This window comes from Bordetella bronchiseptica, from assembly GCF_900636925.1.
Classification (GTDB): Bacteria; Pseudomonadota; Gammaproteobacteria; order Burkholderiales; family Burkholderiaceae_B; genus Bordetella; species Bordetella pertussis.
Window position 1 is genome coordinate 2966935 of sequence record NZ_LR134326.1, and the last position, 14719, is coordinate 2981653.

Consider the following 14719-nt stretch of genomic DNA (forward strand, 5'->3'; position numbering starts at 1 on the left):
CGTGTCCAACATTCTGGCTATCGGGGTCCATCTCCCGCGGCTGCGCCTGTCCCGCAGGGCCATGGCAAACGCGCTGGGCTGGCTGAGCGGCGGCGCCGGCGCCGGCAAGGGCAGCCGCACCCTGGCCTACTGGGACGAAGACAGCGTCACCATGGCCGTGGCCGCGGCGCGCCATGCCCTGGCCCGCCAGGCCGCCCCCGCCATCGACGCCTTGCAGTTCGCCAGCACCACGCCGCCGTTCGCCGAACCGCAGAACGCGGCCTTCGTGCGCGCCGCCTTGCGCCTGCCGGCGACCACCCTGACCCAGGATGTCCACGGCACGCCGCGCGCCGGCCTGCTTGCCTTGCACATGGCCCTGGAGAGCGGCACGCGGACCCTGGTCGCGGCGGCGGACCTGCCCACGGCGCTGCCGGGCAGCACGGCCGAGGCGCGCGCCGGCGATGGCGGCGCCGCGGTGCTGACCGGCGACGAACCGGGGCTGTTGCGCTACCTGGGCGGCGCCAGCCTGAGCGCGCCGTTCACCGACCGCTACCGCGCCGCCGGCCACGACTACCCGCAGGAATGGGAGGAGCGCTGGCTGCGCGAAGCCGGCTACCTGGAGCTGGTCCATGACGCCATCGGCCGTGCGCTGCAGGCGGCGTCGCTGCGGCCCGAACAGGTCGACCATTTCGTACTGCCGTGCCCGGTGCCCGGCGTGGCGGCGGCCGTCGCCGCCAAGGCCGGCCTGGGCCAGGCGCGCCTGGCCAGCACCCTGGCCGAGAACTGCGGCGACACCGGCGCGGCGCATGCCTTCGTCATGCTGGGCCGCGCGCTCGAAGATGCCGCCCCCGGCCAGAAGGTGCTGGTCGCCCAGTTCGGCCAGGGCGCGACCGCGCTGCTGTTCGAGGCCGACGAGGCCGTGGCCGGCCTGGCCGCGCCGGTCTCGCCCGCCCTGCAGGGCGGGCTGGCCGAGGACAACTACATGAAGCTGCTGGCCTTTCGCGGCCGCATCGCCTGGGACCGCGGCCTGCGCGGCCGTTTCCTGGTCAACGAAGCCTTGAGCACGGCCTGGCGCAACGCCGATGCCTTGCTCGGCTTCGTGGCGGGACGCTGCCGCGAAACGGGCCAGGTCCAGTTCCCGCCCACGCGCCTGGCCGCCACGGGCGGCTTCCATCTCGATACCCAGGAACCCTGGCCGCTGGCGGACCGGGGCGGACGCATCGCCACCTTCACCGCCGACCTGCTGGCATTTTCGCCATGCCCGCCGAATTGCTACGGGCTGGTCGACATCGATGGCGGCGGGCGGGTGCTGATGGAGTTCACCGACCCGCAGGCCAGCCAGCTCGAGGCCGGCGCGGCCGTGGCGTTCGCCTTGCGCATCAAGGATCTCGACCCGCAAACCGGCTACCGCCGCTATTTCTGGAAAGCGCTGGCCGCGCCGACGGCCGATTGAGGACAGACTGATGGCTACAGGAATCAAGGATCGCGTCGCCATTCTGGCGATGGGCTGTTCCCGTTTCGGCGAACGCTGGGACGTGGGCCAGGAAGAATTGATGGTCGAGGCCTACGCCGAGGCGCTCGCCAGCGCCGGCATCGAGCCGCGCGCCATCGAGGCGGCCTGGTACTCGTCGCATTATGACGACATCGGCGCGGGCAAGGCCGGCACGCCCATGGCCATGGCCCTGCGCCTGCCCGACATCGGCGTGACGCGCGTGGAGAACTTCTGCGCCGGCGGCACCGAGGCATTTCGCGGCGCCGTCTACGCGGTCGCCTCCGGCGCCGCGGACATCGCGCTGGCGCTCGGGGTGGAAAAGCTGAAAGACACCGGCTTCGCCGGCCTGCCGCTGGCCTCGCGCGGCACGCTGGCGCCCATGTACCTGCCCACGCACAGCAACCCGGGCAACTTCGCGCAGCTGGCGCGCGCCTACCAGGCCCGCCACGGCGTCTCCCGCGAAGACCTCAAGGCGGCCATGGCCCATACCTCGGTGAAAAGCCATGCCAACGCCTTGCACAATCCCAAGGCGCACCTGCGCAAGGCCATCAGCCGCGAACAGGCCGCCGGCGCGCCGCTGGTGGCCGACCCCATCGGACTGTTCGATTGCTGTCCGGTGTCGGACGGCGCCGCCTGCGCCATCGTCACCACCCCCGAGATCGCCCGCAGCCTGAACCGCGGCCCGCTGGTCCTGGTCAAGGCCATCCAGCTGGCCACGTCCAACGGCTGGGAGCTGCAGCAATCGGACTGGGACGGCTCGTACGTGCACACCACCCGCGTGGCGGCGCGCAAGGCGTACGCCGAAGCGGGCATCGACGATCCGCGCGCGCAGCTCAGCCTGACCGAATTGCACGACTGCTTCTCGATCACCGAACTGGTGACGCTGGAGGACATTGGCCTGGCCGAGCCCGGCACGGCCTGGCGCGGCATGCTCGACGGCCGCTTCGACGCCGACGGGGCGCTGCCCTGCCAGATAGACGGCGGCCTGAAATGCTTCGGCCATCCCGTGGGGGCCTCGGGGCTGCGCATGCTCTACGAGGCCTGGCTGCAACTGAGCGGCCGCGCCGGCGCGCGCCAGCTGCCCGCGCCCTCGCTGGCCCTGACCCACAATCTGGGCGGCGCGCCCGCGCAGAACGTGTGTTCGATCACAATACTCGGCGCGGCCTGACACCGGGCCGCGCCGGCCCGCGGGGGCCGCGCACAATTATCAACACCATCCTGCCCACAGGAGGAGACTGACATGCTTCACCCTGAGATAGAACTGCTGGACCGAGACGGCATCCTCAAGATCCAGCGCGAGCGGCTGGCGCGATTGGGCCAGCGCCTGCAGCACAGCCCGCAATGGCGCGAGCATTTCGCCAGCGTCGGCATGACGCCCGGCGACCTTGCCTCGCCGGACGCCTTCGAACACCTGCCCTTCCTGCAGAAGGCCGACCTGCGCCAGCAGTATCCCTACCCGTTCCTGACCGTTCCCCTCGAAGACGTGGAGCGGTTCGTCGCCACCTCGGGCACCACCGGCCTGCCGGTGATGTTCGGCCTGACGCGGCGCGACCTGCACGAGCTGCTGCCCAGCCAGACCGCGCGCCTGCTGGCCGCGGCGGGCGTGCGCCGCGGCGCGCGCGCCTACCAGGGCTACGGCTACGGCCTGTGGATCGGCGGCCTGGCGCTGGACCAGGGCTTCAAGGAAATGGACTGCGTCAACTTCCCGCTGGGCCCGGGCCGCGGCGACCTGGCGGCGCGCTGGATGCGCGACCATGCCTACGAAGTGGCCTCGATGTCGCCGCTGTGGCTGATGAGCCTGGCGCAGGCCGCGCGCGCCCAGGGCATCAACCCCAAGACCGACTGGGCGCTGCGCACAGCCATCCTGGGCGGCCAGTCGGTCTCGGCCGAATTCCGCGCCCAGCTGGAAGCGGAAATGCCCGAAGGATTCGTGTCGCACAACATCTACGGCACCACCGAGGCGGGCGGCCCGATCCTGGCCATCTCGACGCCGTACACGCACGCCGACGACGAACTGCATCTCATCAATGAAGACACGGTGCTGACCGAGATCCTGGATCCGGTCACGCTCAAGCCGGTCTCAGAAGGGGAAGTGGGCGAGATCGTCATCACCACCCTGACCAAGGAAGCCTCGCCCGTGATCCGCTGGCGCACGCATGACCTGGTCAGGCTGTCGTCGCACCCCTACGACTGCCCGTCGGGACGGCGCGGCATGCGCAAGATCGGACGCATCATCGGGCGCTCCGACGACATGATCAAGTTCAAGGGCGTGATCGTTTTCCCGTCGCAGATCGAGGACGTCATCACCGGCGTCGCCGGCGTGGTCAAGGAAGCCTGGCAGATCTATATCGACAAGGAATGCATGACCATCGGCACCATGACCGTGGCGATCGAGGCGTCCGCCCAGGCCGGCCGTCCGGCCGAACAGCTCAGCCATGAAGTGGGCCGGGAAATCCACGCGCGCCTGGGCATGAAGGTCTGCGTCGAATGCCATCCCGAAGGCACGCTGCCGCGCTACGAAGCCAAGGCCGTGCGCGTACTGCATCGTCCCGAAGCATGACCGCGCGCGATCCGCTGGCCGCCATCCGCGCCCGCCTGGCCGAGGTCACGGCCTCCTGGCAGGCGGCCGAGTCGCTGGCGCAGATCCGCGCCAGCTTCGCCGACTACCTGGCCGAGGTGGGGCCGCGCGGCGCGGCGATGGCCCGCCCCCGGCCCCAACCCCTGGCGCCGGCGCTGGCCGGCGCCTGGATCGGCCAGGGTGCGCGGCGCGCGCTGTACTGCCATGGCGGCGGTTTCCAGATTGGCGGCATCGCCTCGCACGCCAGCCTGATCGCCCGGCTGGCCGAGGCCGGCCAGGCCCGCATCCTGGCCGTCGAGTACCGGCTCGCGCCCGAACATCGCTATCCGGCGGCGATCGACGACGCCTTCGCGGCCTACCAGTGGCTGCTGGCCAACGGCGGCGCGCCAGCGGCCATCATCGGCGACTCCGCGGGCGGCGCCCTGGCGTTGCAGACCGCGCAGCGCGCGCGCGATGCCGGCCTGCCGCTGCCGCGCTCCCTCGTGCTGCTCTCCCCCTGGCTCGATCTGTCCATGCAAGGCCGCAGCTACGTGGAGCTGGCCGAACAGGACATTTTCTCCAAGCCGGCACAGCTGCGCGCGATGGCGCGCAGCTATCTGGGACGCCTCGGCCCGCCGCCGGATGCGCCGCCGGCCTCGCCGCTCTGGGACGATCTGTCAGGCTTGCCGCCCATCGTCGTGCACGCCGGCGCGCACGACATCACGCTGGACGACTCGCATACGCTGGCCGCACGCGTGCGCGCCGCCGGCGGGCAGGTGCAACTGCAGGTCTTTCCCGGCATGTGCCATCACTTCCAGATCTACGAAGCGCTGGCCGAAGCGCGGGAGTCGATCGACGCGCTGGGCCGCCATCTGCGGCAAGACTAGCGCCAGGCGGCGCGCAAGGCGCGCCGCCCCTCATGCCTGGACGATCAGCCCGCTGTCCAGCGCGCTGGCCACGCGCTCGGGCGCCAGGCCCCATTCGTGCAGCACCTCGACCGAATGCGCGCCCACTGCGGGCGCGGCGGCGGGCTGGCGCGCCGGCGTGGCGCTCAGGCGCGGCGCCGGCGCCGGCTGCGTCACCCCCTCGACGTCGATATAGCCCGCGCGGGCCGCCGCATGCGGATGATGGGCGGCTTCGCGCCAATCCAGGACAGGCGTCACGCAGGCGTCGCTGTCCTCGAACAGCGCCGCCCAATGGTCGCGCGGCCGGGTGGCGAACAGCGCCGCCAGCCGCGCGCGCAAGGCCGGCCATTGGGCAGGGTCGCGATCGTGGGTATACACGGCCGGGTCCAGGCCCAGCCGTTCGACCAGCAGATCATGAAAGCGCCGTTCGACGCAGGCCACGGCCAGAAAGCGCCCGTCGGCGCAGGCATAGGTGGCGTAGAAATAGGCGCCGCCGTCCAGCAGGTTGCCCTCGCGCCGGTCGGACCAGCCGCCACCGGCGCGAAAGCCCCAGAACATCGAAGCCAGCAGGCCCGCCCCATCCACCATGGCGGCGTCGACGACCTGGCCCGGCGCCCCGCCACGCACCGCCAGCAAGGCGGCCAGCATGCCGAACGCCAGCAGCATGCCGCCGCCGCCGAAATCCGCCACGTAGTTCAGCGGCACCGGCGGCGGACGGTCGGCCGGCCCGATGGCGTGCAGCGCCCCGGTCAGGCCCAGGTAGTTCAGATCATGTCCGGCCTGGCGGGCCAGCGGTCCCTGCTGGCCCCAGCCCGTCATGCGCCCGTACACCAGCCGCGGCTGGCGCCGCAGGCATGCCTCGGGCGCCAGGCCCATGCGCTCCATCACGCCGGGCCGGAAACCTTCGATCAGCCCATCGGCGGCGCCGACCAGTTCCAGCAGCAGATCGCTGGCGCCGGACGCGCGCAGATCCAGCGCCAGCGAGCGGCGGCCGCGCGCCAGCACGTCGAAGCGGCTGTCCAGCAAGGGGAAGTCCCCCTTCCTGTGCGCCGCATGGACGCGCACCACGTCGGCCCCGTGATCGGCCAGCATCATGGCCGCGAACGGCGCCGGCCCCAGTCCCACCATTTCGATGATGCGCAAACCCTGCAAGGCAGGCGCCATGCCCTCTCCTTGCGCCATCACTGCGGCGCGACCCTGACGGTCAGCCCTTCCAGCGCCGGCGCGACCGTAATCTGGCAGGAAAGACGCGACTCGGCGCGGACATCGTTGGCGAAGTCCAGCATGTCGCGCTCCATGTCGCCGGGTTCGCCCACGGCCTGCATCCACTCCTGTCCCACATGCACATGGCAGGTGGCGCAGGTGCACGCGCCGCCGCACTCGGCCGCGATGCCCGGCACATTGGCGCGCCGGGCGCACTCCATCAGGCTCAATCCGTCGTCCGCCTGGACGACGTGGCGAGCCTCATTGGAGGCGATGAAAATAATCGTTGTCATACGAGGCGTTCCCGTCGTGTATCAAGCGCCGCAGCCCATCCCGCCGGAGACGCCCAGCGCCTCGCCGGTGATGAAGCCGGCGGCTTCGGAGCATAAAAACGCAATCGCCGCGGCGACTTCCTCGGGCCGGCCCAGGCGGCGCAGCAGCGTCAACGCCTCCAGGTCGGCGCGCATCTGCGCGCCCGCGACGTCGACGGCGCGCGCCAGCATCGGCGTGTCGACCGGCCCGGGCAGCACGGCATTGGCGGTTACGCCGTAGCGCGCGTTCTCGCGCGCAATCGAGCGGGTGAATCCGAGCAGGCCCGCCTTGGCGGCGGCGTAGACCGCCCCGCCGCGCGAACCCAGGCGGCCCGCCTCGGACGACACATTGACGATGCGGCCGAAGCGCGCCGCCTGCATGCCGGGCAACACGCCCAGCGTGAAGGCGAACGCGCTCTCCAGGTTGACGGCCAGCAGCGCGCGCCAGTCCTGCGGGGTCGTCCGGGAAAAGAACGCGTGCTGGTCGGCGCCGACGTTGTTGACCAGGATGTCGAACGGCGCGGCGCCGGCGCAGAATCCGGCCACCGCCTCGGCGTCCGTGGCGTCGAGCGCGACAAAGCGGGCGCCGGTGGCCTGGGCCACGCTGGCGCCCGCCTGCGCGTCGCGGTCGCAGAACGTGACGCGCAGGCCGTCGCGGCATAGCTGCGCGACGGTGGCCGCGCCGATGCCGTTGGCGCCGCCGGTAACGAGCGCGTGCCGCGGCATCAGTGCCTCCGGAAAACCGGCTGGCGCTTCCCGATCACCGCCGCCAGCCCTTCCCGGCTGTCGGCCGTGGCCGACAGGGTCGATACGGTACGGGCCTCCTCGGGCAGCGCCCGTTCGACCTGCAGCGTGTTCCACAACAGGCGCTTGGTCGCCGCCTGCGCCAGCGGCGCTCCGGCGGCGTAGGTCGCGGCCAGGCGGGCCGCGCTCTCGTCCAGCTCGGCGTCGGCGACCACCTGGTTGACCAGGCCCATCTCGAGCGCCTCGTCGGCGCCCACCGTGCGGTTCGACAGCATCATTTCCATGGCGCGGCGAAAACCGATCAGATGCGGCAGGATGACCGAGCTGCCCGCGTCCGGCGCCATGCCCACGCGCGTGGCGCCGGCCAGGAACCTGGCGCCCTGCGCGGCGACGACGATGTCGGCCGCGCATACCAGGCCCAGGCCGCCGCCGCCGGCCGCGTAGCCCTGCACCTGCGCCACCACGACGGCGTCCAGCCTGATCAGCGCGCCGATGGCCATTTGCAGCCAGGCGGTCACTTCGCGCAGGAAGTCGCCCAGGCCCTCGCCCTTGCTGGCGAACTCGCGCACATCGCCGCCGGCGCAGAAATGCTTGCCCGCGCCGCGCAACAGCACCACGCGCACATCGGGCTCGCGGTGGCAGCGCATCACCGCTTCGTGCAACGCCTTCATGAATTCGATATTCATGCCGTTGGCCGCATCGGGCCGGTTCAACGTGATGCGGGCCACATGGTCCGCATAGTCCAGCAGCACAGGACCCTCGCCAATCCAGGTCTCGGGGTTTGCAGTCGTCATCGTCATCTCCTCATACCAGGAAGGACAGGGTGAAAATCGGTTTGGCGCCATTGACCAGGGCAATCTTCTTGCGCACCAGGCGGAAGGCGCCATCGACCAGCCGGAGCCGGTACTCGTTGCGGGCGGCCCAATGCGTTTCGCCGCGCAGGTTGTCCTCGTAGATCAGCACATTGGCCAGCGCCGTCACTTCCTGCCCCGCGACATCGACGATCTCGATGTTGGAAATCAGGCGCGCCAGCGCCGAGCGCGGCGTCTGCGTATGGCGGCGGCCGGTCAGCAACTGTTCGATGCGGACACGGATGCGCGACCGGTTGTCGTAGATCACCGACATCTTCTGCTCGGGATCGATATCGTCGCCATTGGCCGGAATCCAGTAGATGGCGTCATCCTCCCAGAGCGACTCCCAGCCCTGGTAGTCGTGCGTGTCCTGCAGCCGGGCCTCGTGATAGAGAAACTGCGACACCCGATGGTGCAGCGTCAGTTCGTCCAGCGCCTGCAGATCGTCAGCGGCCGGACGGGTTTCGGGGCGTGCGGTCATCCGGATTACTCCTGCATCAGCTTGAAATAGTGGCGCCAGATCCCGCGCTGCGGGACCTCGTCGGTCGAATGCCCGACGGTGTAGCCGTTCTCGTCCTTGCGCTCGCGATGCAGGCCGCGGGTCAGCATCAGCCATTCGGGGTCGCGGATCTTCGCGCCGCGGTGGTTGCGCTCGTACATCTCCGTATCGTCGGCCAGCAGCAGGCCGGCCGGCCCGACCGAACCCATGGTCTGCTGGCGCAGCCGGCGGTTGATGTCGGGCGCGTCCTTGAACTGCACCGCCGTCACGTGCTGGATGGTTTCCTCCACCGATACCGGCTGCAGCACGAAGATCTGGATCTCCGCGATGAACAGATTGGGGAAGATCATCGTGTGCGGCGAGCCGTCGATCATGATCTGGCGCGCCCGCTCGGCGCCGTAGGCCTGGTCCATCGCGACGGCGTAGTCCGCCATCCGCTCGACCGACGAGCCGAACCAGTACAGCGGCTTGTCGATGCGCCGCCACTCCGGCCGCAGATCGAACTCGGTATGGCCGTTGCCGTAGTCGCGCGTCAGCGCGGTCGAATCCTTGCCGTAGAGATTGGCGATCGGACTGTTGGTGACCTGGAAGATGGAACCATGCACGAAGCCGGGGTGGTAGCCGTCGGTCTCGTTCTCCAGCATGAACTTCCAGTTGGCCTTGGCCCGGTGCTGCAGGAACCCGGCGCGCAGGTCCAGCTCGCCGTTGGGCGAGTTGTCGCACAACTGGTCGATGGCGGCCTTGGCCCCGCCCAGGTGCTCGTCCAGGCTCGGGCCGGTTTCGGCGAACGATCCGAACACGAAGCCGCGATAGATGCCGATCCTCGCCACCTTGCCGAGCCCGACGCCAGCCTTGGAGGCGCCCTCGTAGCCGTCGGCCAGCGCGTACCCCATCAGGTCGCCGGTGTTCGAGAAGGTCCACGAGTGGTACGGGCACGTGAAGGTGCTGCGGTTGCCTTCCTTGTAGGCGCACAGCTGGTTGCCCCGGTGCGGACACTTGTTCAGCAACAGGCGGATCTCGCCGTCGCGGTCCCGCAGCAACAGCACCGGCGTCGTGCCGATGCTCTTGGTCACGTAGTCGTTCTTGTTGGGCACTTCGCTGACGTGACCCACGTATACCCAGGTCCTGTGCCAGATCTTGTCCAGCTCCTCCTGGAAGATCTCCGGATCGACGTACAGGCGGCTATTGATCCGCGTGGGCTCGATCAGCGCCCGGTAGTCGATCTCGTTCCTGATGGAAGACATCGCCCTCACCTCCGATGGTTTGTGAATTATTTAATAATCCGAATGGTCGTTCGATTTATAAATGAGGAGGCGATGGCATGTCAAGTACAGATTTTTATAACCAACCGACCATTCGGTTTTTACAACAACTTCCGGGAATCGAATCAGGGGAAACCATTAGGGAGATTTCTTAAAAACACCTTAAAAGAAAACATATCTATTTGATTTATAAGCGTTTTTACAAAACACCAGGCTACCCGCAGCGTGTCGGAAAAGCGCGGAACCGACTATAGCCAAGCCTCTCAAGCCCTGATAAATTACACGAACGGTTGTTCAATAATAGGCTCACACCACATATCGAGCCGCCATACAGGAGGAGTCATGAACACAAGCAAGGCAATCGTCGCGGGCTTGCTCGCACTGGGCTGCGCCCTGCCCGCCGCGGCCGAGATCCGGCTCGGCGCCTCGGTCTCGGCCACCGGCCCGGCCGGCATCCTGGGCGACCCCGAAGCCCGCACCCTGGAACTGCTCGTGCAGGAACTGAACGCGCGCGGCGGCATCAAGGGCGAGCAGATCAAGCTGGTGCTGTACGACGACGGCGGCGACGCCAACAAGGCGCGCACCTTCGCCACCCGGCTGGTCGAGGACGACGAAGTGCAGGCCATCATCGGCGGCACCACCACCGGCACCTCGATGTCCATCCTGTCGGTCGCCGAAGACGCCAAGGTGCCGTTCATCTCGCTGGCCGGCGCCATCGACATCATCGACCCGGTCAAGCCCTATACCTTCAAGACGCCGCATACCGACCGCATGGCATGCCAGAAGGTGTTTGCCGACATGCGCAAGAACGGCTGGACCAAGGTGGCGCTGATCGGCTCCACGGACGGCTTCGGCGCTTCCATGCAGGCGCAGTGCAAGGCCGTGGCCGGCCAGTACGGCATCGAACTGGTGGGCAGCGAAACCTACGAGCCCAAGGACGCCGACATGACGGCGCAGCTGACCAAGATCCGGAGCATCCCCGGCGTGCAGGCAGTCCTGAACCCGGGGTTCGGCCAAAGCGCGGCGGTGCTGGCGCGCAACTACCGCCAGCTCGGCATGAGCCTGCCGTTCTACGCCTCGCACGGCGTCGCATCGCAGGGCTATATCGACCTGGCCGGCGCCGACGTCGTCGAAGGCTTCCGCCTGCCGGGAACCGCGCTGCTGGTGGCGGACCTGCTGCCCGCCAGCGATCCCCAGGCCGCGCCGTCCATCGCCTACAAGAAGGCCTTCGAAGCCAAGACCGGCGCCCCCGTGGGCACGTTCGGCGGCTATGCGCACGACGCCTTCCTGATCCTGGTCGATGCGCTGAACCGCGCCGACTCGACCAAGCCCACCGCGATCCGCGACGCGATCGAGAAAACCAGCAAGCTGGCCGGCACCACCGGCGTCTACACCTTCTCGCCGACCGATCACCTGGGCCTGGACCTCTCGGCCTTCCGCGTGCTCGAGATCCGCGGCGGCAAGTGGAAAGTCGTCGACTGAGCGCCTGAACGGCGGCCCGTCGCCGGCGCACCGAGCACGGGCCCGCCATCCCAGTCCAGACAAACGCCGGAGTGCCCATGTCGGAATTCATGCAGTTCATTTTCTCGGGAGTGACAGTGGGCGCGGTCTACGCGCTCGTCGCCCTCGGGTTCGCGATCATCTTCAACGCGACCGGCGTGGTGAACTTTGCCCAGGGCGAGTTCGTCATGCTGGGCGGCATGATCACTGTCTTCGCGCACGGCGCGGGCCTGGCGCTGCCGCTGGCCGCGCTGCTCGCCATCGCCGTGACCGCCGCGACAGGCGTGGCGTTGAACCGCCTGGCGATCGAGCCGGCGCGCGGCGCCCCCGTCGTCTCGCTCATCATCATCACCATCGGCGCCTCGATCTTCATCCGGGGCGCGGTGCAAAGCCTGTTCGGCAAGCAGATCCACAGCCTGCCCGCGTTCTCGGGCGACGACCCGATACACGTGCTGGGCGCCACCATCCTGTCGCAAAGCCTGTGGATGATCGGCGGCGCGGTGGCGGTATTCATCGTCCTGTGGCTGTTCTTCACCAGGACACTGATAGGCCGCGCGGTGCTGGCCACCTCGAACAACCGCCTGGCGGCCCGCCTGGTCGGGATCAACACCCGATTCATCATGACCCTGTCGTTCGCGCTGTCGGCGGCCATCGGCGCCCTGGCCGGCGTGCTGATCACGCCGATCACGCTGACTTCGTACGACGTGGGCCTGACCCTGGCGCTCAAGGGCTTTGCCGCCGCCATGCTGGGCGGCATGGGCAGCCCCAAGGGCGCGCTGGCCGGCGGCATTCTGCTCGGCCTGCTGGAATCCCTGACCGCCGGCTACCTGTCGTCGCAGTACAAGGACGCGGCGGCCTTCCTCACCATTCTCGCGGTGCTGTTCTTCATGCCGCAGGGACTGTTCGGACACAAGTCCACGGATCGCGTATAAGCCATGCGGATATCATCGAAACACTGGACGCTGATCGTCCTGGCCGCGCTGATCGCCATCGCCCCGCTGTTCTTCCCCTCCGGCTATTACTTCCGCGTGGGCTCGACAATTTTCGTCAACGCGCTGGCGGTCACCGGCATCGTCATCCTGACCGGCTACGCCGGCCAGATCAGCCTGGGACACGCGGGATTCGCCGGCATCGGCGGCTATGCCTGCGCGCTGGCGCCCGTGCACCTCGGGCTGCCCTCGGCGCTGTCGGTCGTGCTGGGCGCGGCCGTCTCGGGCGCGCTGGCGTGGCTGGTCGGCCGCCCCATCCTGCGCCTGAAGGGCTACTACCTGGGCGTGGCCTCGCTGGGCTTCGGCATCCTGGTGGCCATGGTGCTGAACAATGAACGCCAGCTCACCAAAGGGCCGGACGGCATCGCCGTGCCCGACCCCGGTCTGCGCAGCCTGTTGAAGGGCTGGGGCCTGGACCTGTCCAATGGCCAGTTCTGGTACGCCATGACGGGCATCGCGCTGGTGATCGGCGCCTGGCTCGCGCTCAACCTCTACCACAGCCCGACAGGGCGGGCGCTGCGCGCGCTGCACGGTTCGGAGATCGCCGCCGGCACCGTCGGCATCGACGTGGCGGGCGCCAAGCTCAAGGCGTTTGTCGTCTCGGCCGTGTACGCCTCGGTCTCGGGCTCGCTGCTGGCGCTGCAGAACCGCTTCATCACGCCGGACATCGCGGGCTTCATGCACTCGATCGAAATGGTGACCATGGCGGTGCTGGGCGGCGTCGGCTCGGTCGCCGGCGCAATCTTCGGCGCGAGCCTGCTGACCCTGCTTCCGCAGGTGCTGACGGTGTTCGCCGACTACGAACCCCTCATCCTGGGCCTGACCATGATGCTGGTCATGATCTTCCTGCCCGAAGGCCTGGTTCCGTCCATCATGCGCACGATACGAGGAAGGAAAAAATGAGCCTGCTGGAAATCCACGGCCTGGGCATTACCTTTGGCGGCCTGCGCGCCGTGCACGACGTCGCGTTCAGCGTCGAGCCGGGCGAGATCGTGTCCGTCATCGGGCCCAACGGCGCGGGCAAGACCACCCTGTTCAACATGATCTCGGGCATCTACCGGCCCGGCGCCGGCCGCGTCGTGCTGGACCGCGACGACGTCACCGGCATGGCGCCGTTCCGCCTGGCGCGGCGCGGCATGTCGCGCACCTTCCAGAACCTGCAGATCTTCCAGAACATGACCGTGCTGGAGAACGCCATCGCGGGCTTTCACCTGCAGGAGCAAGGCGCGCTGCTGTCCGACCTCTTCAACCTGCGCGCCTCGCAGGCCCGCGCCCGGCGCGCCGAAGAAGGCGCCCGCGCGCTCCTGCAGCGCGTGGGCCTGGAACGCGCGGCCGAACGCGAGGCCGCCAGCCTCTCCTACGGCTCGCTCAAGCGGCTGGAGATCGCCCGCGCGCTGGCCCTGCAGCCCAAGGTGCTGCTGCTGGACGAACCGGCCGCCGGCTGCAATGCGGTCGAAACCGAGGAAATCGACCACCTGATCGCCGAGGTCGCCGCCACGGGCGTCGCCATCCTGCTGGTCGAACACGATATGAAAATGGTCATGCGCATTTCCAGCCACATCGTCGTGCTCGATCACGGCGAGAAAATCGCCGAAGGCCCGCCGGACGCCATCAGCCGCGACCCGGCGGTCATCGCCGCCTACCTGGGCACCGACAGCCAGCCGGGAGACCGCCCATGCTGACCGTGCAAGGACTACGCTCGTGCTACGGGCGCATCGAAGTGCTGCACGGCATCGACCTGCAGGTCGACAGCGGCGAGATCGTCACCGTCGTCGGCGCCAATGGCGCGGGCAAGACCACCTTGCTGCGCTGCCTGTCCGGCGTGCAGCCCGTCTCGGCCGGCGCCATTACCTTTCGCGGCGAGGCCCTGGCCGCCGTGCCCGCCCATCGCCGCCTGGCGCGCGGGCTGGCGCACTCGCCCGAAGGCCGGCAGATCTTCACCAACCTCAGCGTCGAGGAAAACCTGCGGCTGGGCGCCTACCTGTACGCCGACGACCGGGTCGAACGCGACATGGACGACGCCTTCCAGATGTTCCCCATCCTGCGCGAAAAACGCCATCTGGCCGCAGGCGGCCTGTCGGGCGGGCAGCAGCAGATGCTGGCGATGGCGCGCGCCCTGATGGGCAGGCCGTCCTGCCTGCTGCTGGACGAACCCTCGATGGGCCTGGCGCCGATCATCGTGCAGCAGATCTTCGACGTCATCCGCGGACTGAAGGCGCTCGGCGTCACCGTGCTGCTGATCGAACAGAATGCCTACGGCGCGCTGCAGATCGCCGACCGGGGCTACGTCATGGAAACCGGCAACATCACCATGCAAGGCGCGGCCAGCGCCTTGATCGCCGACCCGCGCATACGCGCCGCCTACCTGGGGATATGAACCATGCGGTGAACCCTGCGGCGCGGGCCGGCCCGCGCATTGCCCCCGGG

General features: G+C 68.9%; 15 protein-coding genes. 9 read left to right on the forward strand and 6 right to left on the reverse strand.

Going from position 1 to position 14719, the window contains the following annotated elements:
- Positions 1-61: 61 nt before the first annotated feature.
- The 4 genes from EL288_RS13780 to EL288_RS13795 all read left to right on the forward strand — a co-directional run bounded on the left by EL288_RS13780 (position 62) and on the right by EL288_RS13795 (position 4915).
- On the forward strand, positions 62-1432 hold the full coding sequence (locus EL288_RS13780) for a 3-oxoacyl-[acyl-carrier-protein] synthase III C-terminal domain-containing protein (protein WP_232018690.1): 1371 nt from the start codon (positions 62-64) through the stop codon (positions 1430-1432).
- 10 nt (positions 1433-1442) lie between these two features.
- The gene (locus EL288_RS13785; RefSeq protein WP_003810768.1) at positions 1443-2639 is read left to right on the forward strand and encodes an acetyl-CoA acetyltransferase; all 1197 of its coding nucleotides are present in this window, start codon (positions 1443-1445) and stop codon (positions 2637-2639) included.
- A 72-nt stretch (positions 2640-2711) separates the two neighbouring features.
- Positions 2712-4031, forward strand: a complete 1320-nt coding sequence (locus EL288_RS13790; protein ID WP_003810767.1) for a phenylacetate--CoA ligase family protein — start codon at positions 2712-2714, stop codon at positions 4029-4031.
- On the forward strand, positions 4028-4915 hold the full coding sequence (locus tag EL288_RS13795; RefSeq protein ID WP_015040048.1) for an alpha/beta hydrolase: 888 nt from the start codon (positions 4028-4030) through the stop codon (positions 4913-4915). The genes EL288_RS13790 and EL288_RS13795 overlap by 4 nt, the downstream gene beginning before the upstream one ends.
- Positions 4916-4945: 30 nt before the next feature.
- On the opposite strand, the gene EL288_RS13800 is transcribed toward EL288_RS13795, so the two are convergent.
- Genes EL288_RS13800 through EL288_RS13825 form a run of 6 tightly spaced genes read right to left on the reverse strand, consistent with a single transcriptional unit; the run spans position 4946 to position 9785 of the window.
- Positions 4946-6097, reverse strand: coding sequence for a CaiB/BaiF CoA transferase family protein (locus EL288_RS13800; RefSeq protein ID WP_050485284.1), 1152 nt, complete (start codon positions 6095-6097; stop codon positions 4946-4948).
- Positions 6098-6114: 17 nt separating this feature from the next.
- Entirely contained in the window at positions 6115-6429 is a 315-nt protein-coding gene (locus EL288_RS13805; protein ID WP_003810763.1) for a 2Fe-2S iron-sulfur cluster-binding protein, read from the reverse strand.
- Positions 6430-6450: 21 nt separating this feature from the next.
- Positions 6451-7173, reverse strand: coding sequence for an SDR family NAD(P)-dependent oxidoreductase (locus EL288_RS13810; protein ID WP_003810761.1), 723 nt, complete (start codon positions 7171-7173; stop codon positions 6451-6453).
- Positions 7173-7991 carry an enoyl-CoA hydratase/isomerase family protein gene (locus EL288_RS13815; RefSeq protein WP_003810758.1) on the reverse strand — a complete coding sequence of 273 codons (819 nt, stop codon included), beginning with the start codon at positions 7989-7991 and terminating at the stop codon, positions 7173-7175. The genes EL288_RS13810 and EL288_RS13815 overlap by 1 nt, the downstream gene beginning before the upstream one ends.
- 4 nt (positions 7992-7995) lie before the next feature.
- Positions 7996-8523 (reverse strand): aromatic-ring-hydroxylating dioxygenase subunit beta, encoded by a 528-nt coding sequence (locus EL288_RS13820; protein ID WP_003810756.1) that lies wholly within the window; start codon positions 8521-8523, stop codon positions 7996-7998.
- A 5-nt stretch (positions 8524-8528) separates the two neighbouring features.
- A complete protein-coding gene (locus EL288_RS13825; RefSeq protein ID WP_033448208.1) occupies positions 8529-9785 on the reverse strand; it encodes an aromatic ring-hydroxylating oxygenase subunit alpha in 1257 nt (418 codons plus the stop codon).
- A gap of 360 nt (positions 9786-10145) precedes the next feature.
- On the opposite strand from EL288_RS13825, the gene EL288_RS13830 reads away from it, so the two are divergent.
- From EL288_RS13830 to EL288_RS13850, 5 genes are all read left to right on the forward strand, one after another.
- On the forward strand, positions 10146-11285 hold the full coding sequence (locus EL288_RS13830) for an ABC transporter substrate-binding protein (RefSeq protein WP_003810752.1): 1140 nt from the start codon (positions 10146-10148) through the stop codon (positions 11283-11285).
- A gap of 77 nt (positions 11286-11362) precedes the next feature.
- On the forward strand, positions 11363-12235 hold the full coding sequence (locus EL288_RS13835; RefSeq protein WP_003810750.1) for a branched-chain amino acid ABC transporter permease: 873 nt from the start codon (positions 11363-11365) through the stop codon (positions 12233-12235).
- A gap of 3 nt (positions 12236-12238) precedes the next feature.
- Positions 12239-13195, forward strand: a complete 957-nt coding sequence (locus tag EL288_RS13840) for a branched-chain amino acid ABC transporter permease (RefSeq protein WP_003810748.1) — start codon at positions 12239-12241, stop codon at positions 13193-13195.
- The gene (locus EL288_RS13845) at positions 13192-13974 is read left to right on the forward strand and encodes an ABC transporter ATP-binding protein (RefSeq protein WP_003810746.1); all 783 of its coding nucleotides are present in this window, start codon (positions 13192-13194) and stop codon (positions 13972-13974) included. The genes EL288_RS13840 and EL288_RS13845 overlap by 4 nt, the downstream gene beginning before the upstream one ends.
- The gene (locus EL288_RS13850; protein WP_003810743.1) at positions 13968-14669 is read left to right on the forward strand and encodes an ABC transporter ATP-binding protein; all 702 of its coding nucleotides are present in this window, start codon (positions 13968-13970) and stop codon (positions 14667-14669) included. Before EL288_RS13845 ends, EL288_RS13850 begins: the two co-directional genes overlap by 7 nt.
- Positions 14670-14719: the final 50 nt, after the last annotated feature.

Bases quoted from the DNA above. Each gene is read 5' to 3' on its own strand.
- EL288_RS13780 (WP_232018690.1), top strand. From the start codon at position 62: ATGGCAAACGCGCTGGGCTGGCTGAGCGGCGGCGCCGGCGCCGGCAAG.
- EL288_RS13785 (WP_003810768.1), top strand. From the start codon at position 1,443: ATGGCTACAGGAATCAAGGATCGCGTCGCCATTCTGGCGATGGGCTGT.
- EL288_RS13790 (WP_003810767.1), top strand. From the start codon at position 2,712: ATGCTTCACCCTGAGATAGAACTGCTGGACCGAGACGGCATCCTCAAG.
- EL288_RS13795 (WP_015040048.1), top strand. From the start codon at position 4,028: ATGACCGCGCGCGATCCGCTGGCCGCCATCCGCGCCCGCCTGGCCGAG.
- EL288_RS13800 (WP_050485284.1), bottom strand. From the start codon at position 6,097: ATGGCGCCTGCCTTGCAGGGTTTGCGCATCATCGAAATGGTGGGACTG.
- EL288_RS13805 (WP_003810763.1), bottom strand. From the start codon at position 6,429: ATGACAACGATTATTTTCATCGCCTCCAATGAGGCTCGCCACGTCGTC.
- EL288_RS13810 (WP_003810761.1), bottom strand. From the start codon at position 7,173: ATGCCGCGGCACGCGCTCGTTACCGGCGGCGCCAACGGCATCGGCGCG.
- EL288_RS13815 (WP_003810758.1), bottom strand. From the start codon at position 7,991: ATGACGATGACGACTGCAAACCCCGAGACCTGGATTGGCGAGGGTCCT.
- EL288_RS13820 (WP_003810756.1), bottom strand. From the start codon at position 8,523: ATGACCGCACGCCCCGAAACCCGTCCGGCCGCTGACGATCTGCAGGCG.
- EL288_RS13825 (WP_033448208.1), bottom strand. From the start codon at position 9,785: ATGTCTTCCATCAGGAACGAGATCGACTACCGGGCGCTGATCGAGCCC.
- EL288_RS13830 (WP_003810752.1), top strand. From the start codon at position 10,146: ATGAACACAAGCAAGGCAATCGTCGCGGGCTTGCTCGCACTGGGCTGC.
- EL288_RS13835 (WP_003810750.1), top strand. From the start codon at position 11,363: ATGTCGGAATTCATGCAGTTCATTTTCTCGGGAGTGACAGTGGGCGCG.
- EL288_RS13840 (WP_003810748.1), top strand. From the start codon at position 12,239: ATGCGGATATCATCGAAACACTGGACGCTGATCGTCCTGGCCGCGCTG.
- EL288_RS13845 (WP_003810746.1), top strand. From the start codon at position 13,192: ATGAGCCTGCTGGAAATCCACGGCCTGGGCATTACCTTTGGCGGCCTG.
- EL288_RS13850 (WP_003810743.1), top strand. From the start codon at position 13,968: ATGCTGACCGTGCAAGGACTACGCTCGTGCTACGGGCGCATCGAAGTG.